The sequence below is a fragment of the Martelella sp. AD-3 genome, assembly GCF_001578105.1.
In the GTDB taxonomy this organism is placed as follows: Bacteria; Pseudomonadota; Alphaproteobacteria; order Rhizobiales; family Rhizobiaceae; genus Martelella.
Window position 1 is genome coordinate 3048973 of the sequence record NZ_CP014275.1, and the last position, 16952, is coordinate 3065924.

13 protein-coding genes are annotated in these 16952 nt (G+C 63.4%); 6 read left to right on the plus strand and 7 right to left on the minus strand.

The annotated features are described in order from the left end of the window. Nucleotides 1-68: 68 nt before the first annotated feature. From AZF01_RS14215 to AZF01_RS14235, 5 genes are all read left to right on the plus strand, one after another. Nucleotides 69-341 (plus strand): YMGG-like glycine zipper-containing protein, encoded by a 273-nt coding sequence (locus AZF01_RS14215; protein ID WP_024709701.1) that lies wholly within the window; start codon nucleotides 69-71, stop codon nucleotides 339-341. A gap of 240 nt (nucleotides 342-581) precedes the next feature. Further along, nucleotides 582-2510, plus strand: coding sequence for an autotransporter assembly complex family protein (locus tag AZF01_RS14220; protein ID WP_024709700.1), 1929 nt, complete (start codon nucleotides 582-584; stop codon nucleotides 2508-2510). Nucleotides 2511-2615: 105 nt separating this feature from the next. Continuing rightward, nucleotides 2616-6809 (plus strand): translocation/assembly module TamB domain-containing protein, encoded by a 4194-nt coding sequence (locus AZF01_RS14225; RefSeq protein ID WP_051424149.1) that lies wholly within the window; start codon nucleotides 2616-2618, stop codon nucleotides 6807-6809. A 110-nt stretch (nucleotides 6810-6919) separates the two neighbouring features. After that, nucleotides 6920-8068 carry a calcium:proton antiporter gene (locus AZF01_RS14230; RefSeq protein ID WP_024706916.1) on the plus strand — a complete coding sequence of 383 codons (1149 nt, stop codon included), beginning with the start codon at nucleotides 6920-6922 and terminating at the stop codon, nucleotides 8066-8068. A 153-nt stretch (nucleotides 8069-8221) separates the two neighbouring features. Further along, nucleotides 8222-9232 carry a transporter substrate-binding domain-containing protein gene (locus AZF01_RS14235; RefSeq protein ID WP_152534458.1) on the plus strand — a complete coding sequence of 337 codons (1011 nt, stop codon included), beginning with the start codon at nucleotides 8222-8224 and terminating at the stop codon, nucleotides 9230-9232. Between the two features lie 6 nt (nucleotides 9233-9238). On the opposite strand, the gene AZF01_RS14240 is transcribed toward AZF01_RS14235, so the two are convergent. The 7 genes from AZF01_RS14240 to AZF01_RS14270 form a co-directional block, all read right to left on the minus strand. After that, entirely contained in the window at nucleotides 9239-10348 is a 1110-nt protein-coding gene (locus AZF01_RS14240; RefSeq protein WP_024706918.1) for a D-mannonate oxidoreductase, read from the minus strand. A gap of 141 nt (nucleotides 10349-10489) precedes the next feature. Then, complete coding sequence (locus tag AZF01_RS14245; RefSeq protein WP_024706919.1) at nucleotides 10490-11803, minus strand: TRAP transporter large permease; 1314 nt, start codon at nucleotides 11801-11803, stop codon at nucleotides 10490-10492. Further along, the gene (locus AZF01_RS14250) at nucleotides 11800-12363 is read right to left on the minus strand and encodes a TRAP transporter small permease subunit (RefSeq protein WP_024706920.1); all 564 of its coding nucleotides are present in this window, start codon (nucleotides 12361-12363) and stop codon (nucleotides 11800-11802) included. The genes AZF01_RS14245 and AZF01_RS14250 overlap by 4 nt, the downstream gene beginning before the upstream one ends. Before the next feature lie 9 nt (nucleotides 12364-12372). After that, nucleotides 12373-13446: a C4-dicarboxylate TRAP transporter substrate-binding protein gene (locus tag AZF01_RS14255; protein ID WP_024706921.1), complete on the minus strand. Its 1074-nt coding sequence runs from the start codon at nucleotides 13444-13446 to the stop codon at nucleotides 12373-12375. Nucleotides 13447-13470: 24 nt separating this feature from the next. Then, nucleotides 13471-13866 carry a YciI family protein gene (locus tag AZF01_RS14260; protein ID WP_024706922.1) on the minus strand — a complete coding sequence of 132 codons (396 nt, stop codon included), beginning with the start codon at nucleotides 13864-13866 and terminating at the stop codon, nucleotides 13471-13473. A 42-nt stretch (nucleotides 13867-13908) separates the two neighbouring features. Further along, nucleotides 13909-15054, minus strand: a complete 1146-nt coding sequence (locus AZF01_RS14265; protein WP_024706923.1) for a CaiB/BaiF CoA-transferase family protein — start codon at nucleotides 15052-15054, stop codon at nucleotides 13909-13911. A gap of 11 nt (nucleotides 15055-15065) precedes the next feature. Then, on the minus strand, nucleotides 15066-15872 hold the full coding sequence (locus tag AZF01_RS14270) for a citryl-CoA lyase (RefSeq protein ID WP_024706924.1): 807 nt from the start codon (nucleotides 15870-15872) through the stop codon (nucleotides 15066-15068). Nucleotides 15873-16098: 226 nt separating this feature from the next. On the opposite strand from AZF01_RS14270, the gene AZF01_RS14275 reads away from it, so the two are divergent. Beyond that, on the plus strand, nucleotides 16099-16920 hold the full coding sequence (locus AZF01_RS14275) for an IclR family transcriptional regulator C-terminal domain-containing protein (RefSeq protein WP_036236200.1): 822 nt from the start codon (nucleotides 16099-16101) through the stop codon (nucleotides 16918-16920). Nucleotides 16921-16952: the final 32 nt, after the last annotated feature.

Below are 16952 nucleotides of genomic sequence, written 5' to 3' on the forward strand. Positions count from 1 at the left end.
AGCGGCGGCGGGCACGGCACCCCGGGGAGCGTCCGGTCGTAGCGCGACCAAATGGTGATGAGGGAATCATGAACAAAGTAATCGCAGGACTTCTGATCAGTGTGTTTTCGGTTGCGGCCACGGCCTGCACCCCCACGCAGGAAGGCGCGGCCATCGGCGCCGGCAGCGGCGCGCTGATCGGCACGGCCATTGACGGCGGCGGCCTCGGCGGCGCGCTTCTCGGCGGCGCCATCGGCGCGGGCGCGGGCGCGCTCGTCGGTCGTGCTGTCGAAAACCAGCCGGGCAAATGCTACTACCGTGACCGCTATGGCCGCGAATATGTGGACGACTGCCCGCGGTAAGGCACCATGCGCGTGACCGTCTGCGACTGCGGAGACGGTCACCGCTTTCTTGTGAGCCGTGCCCGAAGGCAGCGGCAATGCGGCTTATCCCGATATCCGGCCGACAATCGCGCTTCCGAAAGGTTCGGTTAACGCTGTTGCCGGCTTTTGGATTTTGACGGGATGCACGGCCTGCTCCCGTGCTACCATGCTGACGCGTAAAATCATTCAGCGGATCAGCGGCATCGTATAGAGTACACCATGATCACCCGTCCCAACCGGCGAAATTCCGGCACCCGCGCCTCTCTGAAGGCCGGGCTCTTGCTGTCCGCGGCAATGCTCGCCGTGGCGCTGTCGGGCGTCGGCGAGGCGCGCGCCTTTTCCCTTTTTGGCGTTCACCTTTGGGGCGAGCGCGAGGAAGAGATCGATAACGTTCAGGATCCGGTGCGCTATCATGTGACCTTCTCCGTCACCGGCGGCGATGACGGGCTGGAGCGCTTCCTGCGCAACCGCTCGGAGCTCGTCAATGGAGAGAACCAGCCGGTCGACGGCGATCTCGGTCTTCTCGTCAAGGCGCGGGACGATCTGCAGATCCTCGTCGGTTCGCTGTTCGAGCGGGCCTATTACGGCGGGCTGGTGAACATCAGCATCGAGGGCCAGAACATCGAGGACATTGTCGGCCTGCCGAATTTCGACCGCGTCAACCCGGTGCCCGTCACGGTGAACATCGAGGCGGGACCGCGCTTCACCTTCGCCAACATCGACATCAAGGATGCGCCGCCGGATTTCGATCCCGCAAAGCTCGGCCTCGTCATCGGAACGCCGGCCTATTCGACGACCATTCTGTCGGCGGCGCAGGACATCGTCTCAAAACTCAAGGATGACGGTCACCCCTTCGCCAGGATCACCAAGCGCGAGGTCATCGCCAACCATGAGAACGCGACCATCAACGTTTTGATCGACGCCGAGGCCGGACCGAAAGCCGATCTCGGGCCGATCGCGATCAAGGGGGCGGATGCGGTGGACCCCGAGTTCATCCGCACCTATTCGCGGCTCAAGGCCGGCGAACCCTATTCGCCGCAGGAACTCACCGATGCGGCGAACCGGTTGCGCACCCTGAAAACCTTCGATTCCGTCGTCATCAACACCGGAGATACGCTTGACGAAAACGGCCAGTTGCCGACGACCATAACCGTCAAGGACGGCAAGTTCCGCTATTTCGGCTTCGGCGCGACGGTCTCCTCGATCGACGGCCTGGGACTTGAAGGCTACTGGGGCCACCGCAACCTTTTCGGCCATGCGGAAGGGCTGAGGCTGGAGGCCGGCGTCTCGCGGATCGGCGTGACAGACACGCTCGATTCGCTCGATTATGCCGGCGGCATAACCTTTACCAGGCCCGGTCTGTTCCACCCGTCCGGCATGTTCACCGCAAGCCTTGCCGCCGGCACGGAAAACCCCGATCCCTACAACGCCAAGACGGTGGCGGGGTCCGTCACCTACAGTTACGAGCAGAACGATTACAACACGATCACGCTCGGCTCAACCACCGAATACTCCCATATCGAGGATGCCTTCGGCACCGAGGATTACCTCACCTTCTCGCTGCCGGTGGGTTTCGACCGCGACACCCGCAATGACGCGCTCAACCCGACAGAGGGGATCTATCTGGTCACCACCGCCGAGCCGGCCTATGATTTTCTCAACGGCACGGTCTATTCCTCCTTCGACGCCGTCGGATCGACCTATTTTTCCGCCGGCGAGGATGACCGCTTCACGCTTGCCGCCCGGCTCGGCGCGGGTACGATCGTCGGCGGCGACAGCCTTGAAGACATCCCCGCCAACCAGCGCTTTTACGCAGGCGGCGGCGGCAGCGTGCGCGGCTATGCCTACAAGTCGATCTCGCCGCGCAATGCCAATGGCGATGAGACCGGAGGACGTTCCTATGTCGAGGCAACGCTCGAGGCGCGAATCGGCATTACCGAAAACATCCAGGTCGTGCCTTTCATCGATGCCGCGGATGTTTCCGCCGACAATTTCCCCGATTTCAGCGACATCCGCGCCGGGGCCGGCGTCGGCGTGCGTTACCTGACCGGCTTCGGTCCGATCCGCCTCGACGTCGCCCTGCCGCTTGACCGCTACCCTGGCGGCGACAGATTCGGCATCTATGCGGGGATCGGCCAGAGCTTCTGATCCGCCGTCTCGGATGCTGCACGCAAATGTGCAGGTCGGCGACGCTTTAGGCGCTGTATTCGTCCCCTTCCATCGCGTATAGACTGCCCCAGATTATGAATTGGCATGAGCAAGGGAAACCGCCAGACGATGAGAACAGTGACGGCAACGCTTCGATTTCTGACCAGGCTGGTCGCAGGCCTCATCGCCGGCGTGCTCCTGATCGCGCTTGCCGCCGTCATTCTGGTGGGCTTTACCGGTTTCGGCGCCAATTTCGCCGTCCAGCAGGTGACGAAGCGGATCGCCTCGCCCGATTTCGCCGTGCATGTGGGAAGGGTCAGCGCGCCGCTGACCGGCCATTTCACCGTCGAATCCGTTTCGGTTTCGGATATCAACGGGCCTTATGCGACAGTCGAGGATGTCGTACTCGACTGGTCGCCGCTCGCCCTTTTCAGCGGCCGGTTCAAGGCCGGGAACCTCTCCGCGCAGTCGGTGACGCTTGAGCGCCTGCCGGTCGCCTTCGACGCCGCGCCGAAGGAGAAGAGCCAGGGCGGCGGCTTCTCGTTGCCGATCGGGGTCGAGATCGACCGGTTCGACTTCCCTCAGATCGATATCGCCGCCCCCGTGCTCGGCGAGGACTACCCGCTTTCGGCAGAAGGCAGCGTTGCCGCGCTTGCCGATACGATTTCGGCATCGCTCAACGCCAAACACCGGGCCCGCCCCGAAACCTATGTGCGTGCGGATCTTGCCTATGCGCCGGGTGAGAACCGTCTCGATATCGCCGCGGAGGTGAACGAGCCGGAAGGCGGCATCGTCGCGACGCTGATGCAACTGCCCGGCGCGCCGGCGCTCAATATCGCGGTTGACGGCGACGGCCCGCTTTCGGACTGGCAGGGAAAGGTGACGGCGGAACTTTCCGGCGCGGCGCTCGGCGAGATCGATATCCGCCACCAGCTCGACGATGCCGGCGAACGGACCGTCACGGTTTCCGGCAGCGGCCAGTTCGCGCCGCTCACGCCCGAGGCTTTCGCAAGCCTGGTCGAGGGCACGACCCGACTCGACCTCGCAGTCACGCTCTCCCCGTCCGGCCGGATCGCCATCTCGAAAGGCAATGTCACCACCGGCAGCTTCGCGCTTGTCGCCTCCGGCGCCTATGATCCGGAAGGCAATAACGACCTGAAGGCGACCCTGAACGGCACGGACGGACCGGTGCCCTTCTCCTGGCCGCTCGGCGAAGATGCGCTCGACCTCGCCATCGAAAACGTCACGCTAGCTTTGACGGGCGCAGCCGACAGCGCCGATCTCGAGGCATCCGTGACGCTCGACCGGCTGACCATGCCGCAGGTGAGCGCCGGCGGCATTGCCCTTGTCGCCAGCGGAACGGGTCTTGATCTCAAGGACAGGAACGGCGCACTCGAGACCTCGCTGACGGTCGAGGACATCTCGTTTGACAACGAGAACCTGAACCAGCTGGTCAAAGCGCCCATTTCGCTTTCCGCGCCCATCACGCTCTCCGGCTCCATGATCGAGATTACCTCTGCCGAACTCGAGAGCGGCAGTATCGGCGGCACGACCTCGATTTCCTACGATTTGGATGGCCGGAAAGCTTCGGGCGATGCGCGCCTGTTCGTTCTCGCCGATGCCCTGCCCGCGCCAGCGTCGGAGATGATCAGCGGCATGACCCGGATCGAAACCGGCTTTTCGGCGGATCTTGCGACCGCCGACTATACGCTTTCAGACATCAAGATCGAAAACAGCCTCGTCAGCGCAACGGGCAACGTCGCCCTTTCCGGCGATACGATCGACGCCACGGTGAAGGCGGCACTCTCCGAGCTTGGCACGCTTGCCCCGCAAGTGGGCGGCGCGGCGGAGATTACCGCTTCGGCCAGCGGTCCCCTTTCCGCCCCGGAGGTCGAGGCGACGGTGAACGCCGATAACCTGGTTCTGTCCGGCGAGACGCTGAAGAATTTCTCGCTTTCGCTCAAGGGCAAGGCCGATCCGGCCTCCCCCTCCGGATCGGTTTCGGCAAAGGGAACCTATGCCGATGCACCGCTTTCGCTCGCAGCCAACGTCAGTTCGACCAACGGACAGATCGAGATTTCCGGTATCGACGGCGCGGTCGGCGGCAACACGCTCTCCGGCGACCTGACGCTAAACGAAAGCTTCCTGCCGGCCGGCGGCATCAATTTCGATTTTCCCGACCTGAAGCTTCTCGCCGGGCTCGCCGGCCAGGAGGCTTCCGGCGACATTTCCGGCCGGATCGCGCTCGACAATGCAGAAAACAAGCTGGGCCTGTCGCTGAATGCCTCCGGCGACCGGCTTTCCGCCGCGACGGTCACGGCGCGCGATATCGAGGCGGACATGACCGTCTCCGACCTTGCCGAACTGAAGGCGAACGGCAGGATCACCGTGGGATCGGTCTCGGCGAGCGGGCAGAATATCAGCGACATTTCCCTTTCGGCCCGCAATGAGGGCACGACGACCAGTTTTGACCTTTCCGCCCGCTATGACGGCCAGCCGGTGAACGCGGCGGCAAAGGTGACGCGCGCGGAGACGATGGAGATCGAGCTCACCAGGCTCGAAGGCTCGCCCATGTCGCTCGCGCTCAGTCTTGCCCAGCCGGCAAGGATTACGATTGCCGACGGCACGGCCAATATCGAAAACCTGCGCATCGGCATCGGCGGCGGCACGGTCAGCGCCCGCGGCAGCGTCGGCGATCGACTTGACCTCAGGGTCGATATCTCAGGCGTCAACGCCGCGATCGCCAACACTTTCGTGCCGAGCCTCGGCGCGCAAGGCACGATCTCCGGAACGGTGACGGCCAGCGGCTCGCTTGCGAGCCCGACGGCCAATTACGAGCTGTCGTGGAACAACGCCAATGTGGCGCAGAATGCCGCGATCGGCGGGCAGACCTTCACCATCACCACCTCCGGGCGCTACGAGGGCAACCGCGTCACCACCGACACGACGCTGACCAACGCGCAGGGCCTTTCAGCCCGGGCGAATGGTTCTGTCGGGCTTACCGGCAGCATGCCGCTCGACATCGCCGTCAACGGTCGCCTGCCGCTCGCGCTCGTCTCGGTCGTCGCCGCCAATGCCGGCTACGCGGTTTCCGGCAATGCGGACGTCAACATGACCATCGGCGGCAGCGTGCAGGCGCCGTCCTATTCCGGCGGCATCGACGTCAATATCGACAGCGTGACCGATCTGAGACGCAATCTGGCGATCAACAATATCCGCGGCCGCGTCACCGCCTCCGGCGACAGGCTGGTGGTCGAGGACATTACCGGACGGCTGGCCGCCGGCGGAACCGTCACCATCAGCGGCAGTATCGCGCTTTCCGGTGATTTCCAGTCTTCACTGAGGCTTGAGGCCGACAATGCCGTGATCAATGACGGCCGCCTTCTGACGACGACGGCCAATGGCGCGCTGACCCTCGAGGGGCCGCTTCTCGGCCAGCCGACGCTCTCCGGCCGGCTTGATCTCGGCAGAACCGCCATCGTTATCCCGGACCGGTTGCCGGCGTCGATCGCCGACATCAACATCGTGCACGAAAACGCCTCGGCCGCCGTTTTAAGGCAGGCCAGCGAGCTTTCACCGCAGCAGGCGACCGATGCCCGCTCGGCCTTCAACCTCGACATCACCATCGCGGCGCCCAACGCTATCTTCGTCAGGGGGCGCGGCGTGGACGCCGAACTCGGAGGCACCGTCCGGGTCTCGGGCACCACGGCCGATCCGGTCATCACAGGCGGCTTCGACCTGATCCGCGGCCGCCTGTCGATCCTCAACCGGCGCTTCGATTTCGATCGCGGGCGGATCACCTTCGGCGGCGCGCTCGTTCCGCTCATCGATCTGCAGGCGCAGACGACGGCCGGCTCGACGGCGATCACCATTTCGCTCTCCGGCGTTGCAACCGATCCCCAGGTGAGCCTCAGTTCCACGCCCGCTTTGCCCGATGACGAGATCCTCGCCCAGCTTCTGTTCAACCAGTCCTCGTCGAACCTGTCGGCGCTGCAGATTGCGCAGCTCGCCGATGCGGTGATCCAGTTGACCGGCGGCACCAACCAGTCGCTGTTCGGTTCGATCCGCGATGTCCTCGGCATCGACAATCTCGACGTGACGACCGACTCGACAGGCAATACCGCCGTCAGCGTCGGCAAGTATCTCAACAGCAATACCTATGTCGAAGTCGAGCAGAGCCGCGATACCGGCACGCGGGCAAGCGTCAACATCGACATCGGCAGAAACTTCATCGTCAAGGGGTCCGCGGGATCGCGCGGCGAAGCGAGCGGCGGCATCTTCTACGAGAAGGAATACTAGCGCGTCTCCAACCGAGACAGTTGAAATGATGGCGATATCATGGCAATCGAAAGATGTGGCGGGCGCATCCTGATCCTCTCGATGCTGGGCCCACGAGAGGAGAACAGCGCTTGCCGACGCCAGAAGCCGCCTCGAAAAAGGCTCCTTACCCGCCCCTCGGGCGCATTCTCCGCCGCGAACGCGTTCTCGGCCTTACGCTTCTGACCTGCCTTGTCGTCCTCGTCTTCGAAGACGGACTCTTTGCCGATCTCGGCAATCCCTTTCATCTCGTGCCGCTGATGGCCTGGCTGTTCTCGGTCATTCTCGCCACGGCGATCGGAGTCGTGCGCCATGCAGAAGCGCTCTCCGAACGCCTCGGCGAACCGCTCGGAACGCTGGTGCTGACGCTTTCGATCACCGGCATCGAAGTGATGAGCATCACCGCCGTGATGCTGCATGGCGAGAACAATCCGGCCCTTGTGCGCGACACGCTGTTTTCCGTGGTGATGATCATCATGGGCGGCATGGTCGGCATCTCGCTTCTCCTCGGCGCGCTGCGCCACCGGGAGCTGACCTATAACCTGCAGGGCGCCAACGCCTATCTGAGCGTGATCATTCCCCTTGCCGCCTTCAGCCTGATCCTGCCGGACCTGACGCTTTCAACCACCGGGCCGACGCTCTCGACCCTGCAGAAGATCATGGTCGGGGCCATGGCGGCCGGGCTCTATGTCATTTTCCTGCTGATCCAGACCGGACGGCATCGCGGTTACTTTTCCCAGCCGACAGAAGAAGAAGAGGGAGGAAACGAGACGCATGAGCCCTCCGATGCGCCGACGGCTCTGCATGTCCTGCTGCTGTTCTGCTACATCATTCCGGTCGTCTTCCTCGTCGAGCAGTTCGCAAGGCCCGTCGACTATGTGATCGAGACGCTTGGAGCGCCGGCGACCATCGGCGGCATCCTGATGGCGATCCTGGTAACGACCCCGGAGGGGATCGGCGGCGTGCGCGCTGCCATGAACCGGAGGCTCCAGTCCTCGGTCAACATCTTCCTCGGCTCGGTGCTGGCGACCATCGGCCTGACCGTTCCGATCATGCTGGTCATCTCAAGCCTGCTCGGTCTCGATCTCGAACTCGGGCTCGAACCGGCCAATATGCTGCTTCTGATCGTCATCCTTGCCGTCAGCATCGTCACTTTTTCCAGCGGCCGGACACACCTCCTTCAAGGCGCGGTACATTTCCTGATCTTCATTGCATTTCTCATTCTGAGCTACAGCGGATAGCCGGTAAAAACGGAAAGGACCAAACGAGACATGTCGAGTACCGGGAGAGCGCGGATTGTGGCGGCGGGCTTCAGCATCCTGCTTGGCCTCTTGCTTTCGCTATCGGGCCCCGTTGCGGGACCGCAGTCCGGCGCATGGGCACAGGAGGCGGAAATGCCGCGCGAAGTCCGCGTCGGCTACCGCGCCACACCGCCCTTCGTCACGCGTGACGAGGATGGCCGCTTTACCGGCATGGCCGCGGAACTCTGGAAGGAGATCGCCGAAGGGCTCGACATCAAGGCAACCTATGTCGAATATCCGACCGTCGCCGACCTTCTCGCCGCCGTGCGGGCGAAAGAGCTCGATGTTGCCGTCGGCGCCATCTCCATCACCGAGGACCGCGCCGAGGTGGTGGATTTCACCCAGCCCTGGTTCGATTCCGGCCTCAGGGTCATGGTCGATGACCGCTCCGCCTCCTCGCTCGCGAATATCTGGAACGGCCTCGCCGAGGCCGGCTATCTGCGCTATTACGCCTGGCTCCTCGTGTTCATCATCCTCGGCACGATCGGGCTCACCTTCTTCGATCGCCATTTCGACAAGAATTTCCCCCGCCGCTGGCGCGACGGCGTGGCCGAAAGCTTCTATGCCGTCATGCTTGTGGTCACGAAGGGTTCGCTTCCCAGCCGCACAAAGCTGTTCGGCTGGATCGGCCGTCTGTTCGCCGCCTTCTGGCTCGTCATCGGCATCGCCGTGGTTGCCTATGTCACATCCTCCGTCACCAGCGTGATGACCAATATCGCGATTACCGGCAGCATCACCGGCCCTGACGATCTGCCGGGCCGCACGGTCGGTGTCTTTCGCGGCTCGACCGCGGAGGCCCTGGCCCGCCGGCAGGGCTATAATTTCATCACCTATGGCGGGATCGAGGAGGCGGTCGATGGCTTGCGCAGCGCCGAAGTCGACGCGCTGGTCGCCGACGCTCCGGTGCTGGAATATTACAAGGCGCAGAATCCGGGGCTCGGCCTTGATGTGGTCGGGCGGCTCTTTGCGCCGGACAAGTTCGGCTTCGCCCTGCCCTATGGCCAGGACACGCTGATCTATCCGGTCACTGTGCGCCTTCTCGCCTTGCAGGAAAACGGCTTTGTCACGGAGCTGAGCCGGAAGTATTTCGGCAACGAGCGATAAGAAGCTTCAGTCCGCATGGCGGGCGAGAATGGCCTCGAGCCTTGGCGCCCGGTATCCGGGCACGGCGCGGTTGGCGAAGGCGAGGAAGCCGCCGATGCGAAGCGCGACCTTCTGCGTATGGTTGCGGGCGATATCAACGAGCCTGTGGTCGAGATAGGGGTTGGCCAAGCGGTCAAGCGTCTCGTCGATATAGCGATCCGCCTCCCTGCCGCGTCCCTCCGCGGCGAAGGCCGGCAGCACCTCGTCCGTATAGAGATCGAGGAGGTCCTTGCGGATCTTCGCGTCATCCATGCGTTCGCGCACGAAGGATTGTGGCGCATCCGCCCGCCTCCAGTTTTCGACAAGGTAGGTATGGCCGAGATTGAGGATGAAGAGCTTCATGGTCTCGACGTCGTCGAGGTCGCCGACGACCTTCAGCGCCGGATGCGCGCAGGGCAGCGTCAGCCCGACGCAGGCTTCGACCGCCCATAACGCATAGGGCTCGGTCACCGCGCCTGCCGGTTCCAGCGGTTCCGAGACGATCCGGTCGACGAGCGAATTCACCCAGAGCACCCTGGTCTCCAGCCAACGCGCATACTCGGACGAAAGCCGTTCGGCAACAGGCAGGACGCGCGCCTTCAGCGCCGCGCCGTTCTTGTGCAGCAGTTCGCAGGGCATGACCTGCAAGGGCCGCGCATTTTCCGCAAAGCGCGAAAACAGCAAATGGGCGAGCTTGGCAGGAAAGGACATGGCCTGGCTGAAGGTCGAACCGTTGTCCGCCGGTCGGGGCAGAAACCCGTGCTCGGTGGTGTTGGAGAGGATGATCTCCGCCTCGTCGCGCAACACCCGCTCAACCTCCGGACGATCGATATCCGTCGACAGGGCCTTGCTGACGCTGGTGACGGTGCGGACGTCATCGACGCGCGCGCCCTGAATGAGACCGCGCACCCGCACGTCAAAACCGGCTTTCATGGCCAGGGCTTTCAGCCTTTTCGCCCGGCCGGGATCCCCCGACGTCTGCACGACCGTGATGGGGCCGAGCGCCCTTCCGTCCTTCAGCGCCTCTGAAATGAAGAGGTCCGCATGGGCCTGAAGAAATCGGCTGGTGCCGAACTGCACGATCGGAGTCGCCAGCATGGGAGAGCGCCTTTACTGTGCATCTCATAATAGAGAGCAGACATAATCTCCCTTAAATTTACCTTTGTCAAAAAGAGGCCGGCGATTCTCCTTCCGGATGCGACGTCTGGCACTGCCGACGATTGCGGCAGCGCCTCGGGATCAAAGGCGCGCGAGCCAGGTGGCGATCGCCGGGAAGGCGACGATCAGCGCCAGCGAGACCAGCATGGCGCCGACAAAGGGAAGAGCGCCCCTGAAGATATCGGAGACCTTCAGCGACCGGTCGTTGATCGCGGATTTGATGATGTAGACCGAAAGGCCGAAAGGCGGCGTCAGCAACCCGACCTCGACGGCCACCACGGTCAGGACGCCGAACCAGATCAGGTCGAAGCCCGCGGCTTCCGCGACCGGAAGCGCGATCGGCAGCAGGATCAGCATGATCGAGATGGAATCGATCAGGCACCCGAGCACGACGATCAGGAGCAGGTAGAGCAGCAGGAAGCCATAAGGGCCGATCGGACCCGACAGCATGGTCTCCGCCAGGAAACGCGGGACGCCCGAAAGCGCCAGCATGCGACTGAAAAAGGTGGCCGCAAGGATCAGGAACAGCACCGAAACGGTGATCTGCCCGGTTTCCACAAGAAGGCGCCAGAAGGAACGCGGCGTCAGAGAGCGGCGCAGAAGCGCGATCAAGAGGGCGCCCAGCGCGCCTGCGGCGCCGGCCTCGGTCGGGTTGAGGAAGCCGCCATAGAGCCCACCCAGCACGAGCAGCATGAGGAAGATGATCGGCACCGCCTTGCGGACAAGCGCCAGCCAGCCGATCTCCGCGTCGTGGGTTTCCGGCTTTTCCGGCGTAAACACGAAATCCGGCTTCAGCCAGGCCAGCAGGAAGATGGTGACCGAAAAGGCAACCGCCAGAAGAAGCCCCGGGCCGACGCCGGCGAGAAACATCCGACCGACCGATTCCTCGGCCAGAACCGCATAGACGATCATCAGCAGCGAGGGCGGGATCAGCATGCCGAGCACGGAGGAGCCGGCAACGACGCCGGTCGCGAACTTGGCGGTATAGCCGTGGCGCGTCATCTCCGGCACCGCGACCCGGCTGAACACGGTGGCGGACGCGATGGAAACACCGGTGATCGCCGCAAACACGGCATTGGCGAAGACCGTGGCGATGCCGAGTCCGGCCGTGATCCGGCCCATCAGCCGCTGGAAAACGTCGAATGTGTCCTTGCCGACCTTCGAGATCGTCACCAGGAGACCCATCAGCACGAAAAGCGGCACGATGGCATAAAGATATTCCCTAAGCGAATTGTTGGCGACGGCGCCGAGCATGCGCATCGATACCGCTTCGCCGCGAATCGCCGAAACGCCGATGAAGGAGACGAACAGCATGCTGACGCCGATCGGCATGCCGACATAGATCAGAACAAGCAGGCCGGCGATCGCCAGCCCTCCGATTTCGAGCGGGCTCATGTGTTCTCTCCAGCTTTGCGGCAGGCAACAAGGTCGCTCAGCGCACGCACCAGAAATTCGAGCGCGGCGACGCTGACGCCGAGGACGATGAAGGCGCGGAAAGGCCACACGGGCAGGGTGGCAATGCCGGTGACGCCGATATACTCGCCCGACGCCCAGTCCTTCTGCAGGATAAGGAAACTCGACCAGGCGATCAGGCCGATCATCGCCGCTCCGGTCAGGTTGAAAAGCGCCGACAGGATGCTGCCGGCCACCGGCCGCTTCAGTCTGAAGGCGGGAAAGAAGATCTCCGTGCGGGCGAGCCGGTCGGCGCGGATCGTGGTGGCAAGCTGCAGCGAGACGATCATCACCAGCAGCAGCGCCCCGAGTTCGGAGACCAGCGGCAGCGACGAGCCCAGCAGGTTGCGCATGAAGATGTCGGCGGAGATGACCAGCATCAGCACCAGAATGAGCACGGTTCCAAGCGCCGCCAGACCATCGACAAGCATGTGCCAGGCGCGTCCGAAGGCGTTCGGGGGGCGCCCGTCTGGATGACGGGCGCTTTCGGTGGTGGATGACATCGGGCCGCCTTACTGGTCCCAGTCGCGCATCGGCGTCTCGCCGCGCTCGCGCAGACCATCCATATAGGCGTTCAGGAATGCGCGCGCCGGAAGGCCCTGGGCCTCCAGATTGTCGGCCCATTCGCCGGCAAGGTCCGGCAGCATGGCAACCCAGGCCTCACGCTCTTCCTCGGGCATTTCGACGAGGGTCACCGGCGGGTTCTGGTCGGCGCCGAGCTCCACCATCGCCTCGAGAGCGGCCTCGTGCCCTTCCAGAAGCTGCTTGCCGTGGGCGGCGGTGTAATATTTGCCGGCCTCGATCATCGCGTCCTGGACCTCCGTCGGCAGCGTGTCCCAGATATCGCGGTTGATGGCGAGCGCGCCGGAGAAGGACACGGCCGCGTCGAAGCGGTTGAGATAGGGCGCGACCTCGTAGAGCTTCGCCGGCTTGGCGCCAAGGGCAAGCGTCAGCACGCCGTCGGAAACGCCGGTCTGGATATCGGTGTAGAAGGTGGTCAGCGCGCCGTCCACGGCATTGGCGCCGGTTCCGCGCAGCCAGGTGCCGAGCACGCCGGGGGCGGAGATCTTCATGCCGTCGATATCGGCGATGCCTTCGATCGGCTCCTTGGTGTAGATGTCGTACATGTCGGTCCCGGTGAGCCCCAGAACCTTGAGGTTATATTGCTCCCACTCCTCGCGGAAAGCCTCGTTGTTCTCCATCAGATCTTCCATCACCTCAAGCTGAAGCTGCGGATTGGCGGTGGAGAACGGCGCGTAGCTCGTCGCCTGGCTGAGCGGCAGCTTCGCCGGTTCCAGCAGCGAGAACACCCAGCCGATATCGGTGATGCCTTCCTCGACGGAAGACAGCGTGGCATTGGCCTTGTAGAGCTGGCCGCCGAAGGCCTCGTTCCAGTTGATCCTGTAATCGCCGGTCTCCGCGAGGATCTCGTCGGTCTTTGCCATGAAGTGGGTCTGGATCATGCCGACCCACGGGATCACCGTCGGATGGCTGGAGGCCACCGTCAGGTTGATGGTTTCCTGCGCGAACAGCGCCGAGGGCATCGCCACCATGGCGACAGTCGTCAGTCTCAGAAAATTGCGCATGTTTTCTCCTCCCGAAAGATGCGTTCAGTCCATCACGAATGTCTGTGTCGAATAGTCCAGCCGAAGGGAAACCCGTCCCTCATTGATCATCCAGGGGCGCACCCTGAAACGTCTCGCGCCCGCCTTGTGCATGGGATCGTTGCGGGCGATCTCGGCTGCGGCTTCCGCGCTTTCGGCGCGGATGATCACCATGCCCTCGCCCGCCCAGCTCTCGCCGTCATCGGAAAACAGCGGCCCCGCGGCATAAAGCACGCCGTCCCGCTCCAGCCCGACCTGATAGGCGAGATGGGCTTCCATGTTCTCAAACACCGGACCCATGCCGCTCGTTGCCTCGGTGAAGACGGCGAACAATTTTTTCTGCAGCATGGCCTTGCTGGCTTCCATCACGGCTGTCGCCGGAACGGTCTCTGTCTGTTGCATGCCGGTCACCTCTCTATTGTGGCCGTTGTGGACGCGCCTCGTTCAGCCCGCCTTGTGGCGCGCAATTTCTGCGCGGATTTCCGCGCCGTGCTGGTCGAGCAGCGGCGGTGCATCGATCTCTGTTTCGACCTGATCATCGAAGCTGTAGGGCGGACGCACGGTTCTGGTCTTTCCCTTTTCGGGATGATCCATCTCGACGGCGATCTTCAGGTGCTGCGCCTGCGGATCATCAAGGGCCTCGTCGCTGTCGTAGGCCGGCGCATGCGGCACGCCGGCCTCGAGCAGCTTCTCGCACCAGTGATCGCGCGTTTGCGTCTTGAAGACAGGCGTCAGGATTTCGATGAGATCGTCCTGATGCTGGATGCGCTCCAGGCGTTCGGCAAAGCGCGGATCATCGGCTAGCTGTCCCTGTCCGGTCGCCTGAAGCAGCCCTTCCCAGAACTTGGCCGGCGAGGACATGTGGATCGCCACCCATTTTCCGTCCGAACATTCGAACGTGTAGCTCTGGGAGACAGTCGGCCGCGACAGAGGCCCCATCACCTCGCCGACGGCGAAATAATGGGTGAAGCTGTCGAGATTGAAATGGGTCATCGCCTCCAGCATCGAGATATCGATGCGGCGCCCCTTGCCCGTGCTCGTGCGCTCCAGAAGGGCGGCGAGAATGGCCATGGCGGCGTATTGCCCGGTGAGCGCATCGGCAATCGCAGGTCCGATAACGCGCGGATTGGTCGGCGGCGTCACAAGCCTCAGGAAGCCGCTTGCGGCCTGGGCAACGGTGTCGAAGGCCGGCCGGTCGCGCGCCGGGCCCGACTGGCCGAAGCCGGAAATCGCGCAATAGATCAGGTCCGGCTTCACCGCGCGCAAATCCGCCTCCCCCACGCCCAGACGTTCGGCAACGCCGGGGCGGAAGTTCTGGATGAACACATCGGCCGTCGAGACGAGATCATGTAGGAAGGCCAGTTCGTCCGGGTCCTTGGTGTCGATCGCGATCGAGCGCTTGTTGCGGTTGTAGGTCTGGTAGTGCGGCGAATAGAGCCCGCCCTTGAAGGCGCGGAAGGGGTCTCCGGCGCCCGGCCGCTCCACCTTGATGACATCGGCGCCGAGGTCGCCGAGATGCATGGCGGCGGCGGGACCGGTAATATAGGTTCCGAGCTCGATGACCCTGATATTCTTGAGGATCTTGACCATCCGGCTTCTCCCTATTCCGCGTTCTTGTTTGCAGGTTTCTCGCCGTCATATTCGATCGCCAGATCCGCCTTGTGCGACATGATGAAGCCGATCGAGCGCCGGCTTTCCTCCAGAAGATGCGCGGAAAGCCCGGCCGTGCGGGCGAGAATGGGAACAGCCTTCAGCGCATCGACCGGCCAGCCGGCATCGAGGATCGTCGCCGGGATTGCGCCCGAGACATTGATGGGCAACGGACGGCTGACGATCTTCGGCGCGATCTCTGCCAGCACCCGCAGAGCCTCGATATAGCGGCCGGCAATGCCCTCCTCTTCGGCGACGGCGAGCAGCCTGTTGGCGCGCGGATCACCGGCGGAGTGCTGCGGATGGCCAAGGCCAGGCACCTTTCGGCGCTCGGCATTGAGCGCGGACACGGCCTCCGTCGCCGCCTTCTCAATGTCGCCGTCCATCCGGTCGGCCGCCTCGACAACGGACACGAGAAAACGACCGGCCTGTTCGGAAGAGCCGGCAACCACGCTGCCCATGCCGAGAATGCCGGCGGCCATGGCGCCCTGCCAGGCGTCCGGTCCTGCGGCAAGCGTCATGCGCGCGGCCTGCACGCTCGGCACGAGCCCGTGCTCGGCAATGGCGACAAGGCAGGAATCCATCATGCGGCGCTGTGCGGCATTTGGCTTTTCGCCGGTCACGAGCAGCCAGAAATAGTCGCTGAAATCGATTTTCCCGATGAGATCGTCGCACAGGTCGAAGCCGCGCACGGTGATGCTTTCGGCATCGGATTCAGCAATGGCGGTGAAGGCGCCGTCTTGTTTTCCAATTCGCACAACAAACTCCCTTTTCGGTATGCGAAATAATTTCCTCTTGCCGAAATCGTAGAGAGCAATTAGTCTAGCGTCAAGTTGAAAGCGCAGTGACCGGTCCGGCGGGCCTGGAACGCGCTCTCACAGGGAGAAAGATCAGGTCCCGCACGCGGGGAGATTGAGCCTTGTTTTCATTACGCGGCTCACCCACTCTGGCGTTTTAGGGAACTTGTTCTTGAGGAAAACTGACGTGGCTGAAGTTCTGAAAATCGTCGATGACAGCGAACGACCCGCTGAATTTGTGGAAGCGCTCGCCAAGGGGCTTGCGATCCTCGAATGTTTCGACGCCGCCCATTCCGAGATGACGCTGAGCGAGGTGGCGCGCCGCGTCGGCCTGTCGCCGGCAGCCGCGCGCCGCAGCCTGATCACGCTGCAGACGCTCGGCTATGTCGGCCAGACCAACAAGCATTTTCACCTGCGACCCAAGGTGATGACCCTGAGTTCAGCCTTCTATTTCTCCGCCCATATCGACGAGGTGCTGCAGCCCAATCTGAGGGCGCTGGTCGAACAGTTCGGCGACGCGTCTTCCGTGGGCACGCTGGACGGCGACCATGTGATCTATGTCGCCCATGTCTCGGTCCAGCGCGCCCGCCGCGCCGCTGCCGTCATCGGCGCGCGCTATCCCGCAGGCGCCACCTCGCTCGGCCGCGTCCTGCTCGCCGGGCAGTCCGACGAAGCGCTCGAACGCTATCTTCAGACCGCCAAGCTCGAGGCGCTGACCTCCAAGACGGTCACCGACCCCGTTGTCCTGCGCGAGAAGATCATGGCCGTCCGCGCGGATGGTTATGCGACGACCGTCGACCAGCTCGACTACGGCATCACCGCGCTTGCGGTTCCCATCAGGAATTTCGAAGGCCGCACGATCGCGGCGCTCAACACCTCGGGCTACACCGGCATGGTGACGCCCGAGAGCATGATCGCAGAACGGCTGCCCGCGCTCAGGGAGGCGGCATCGCATATCGCGCATGCCATGAGCCGGTATCCGGTTCTGCAATCGACAATGGGGACCTGACCGAAGGACAGGTTTTCCGCGCAGGTTCAAGG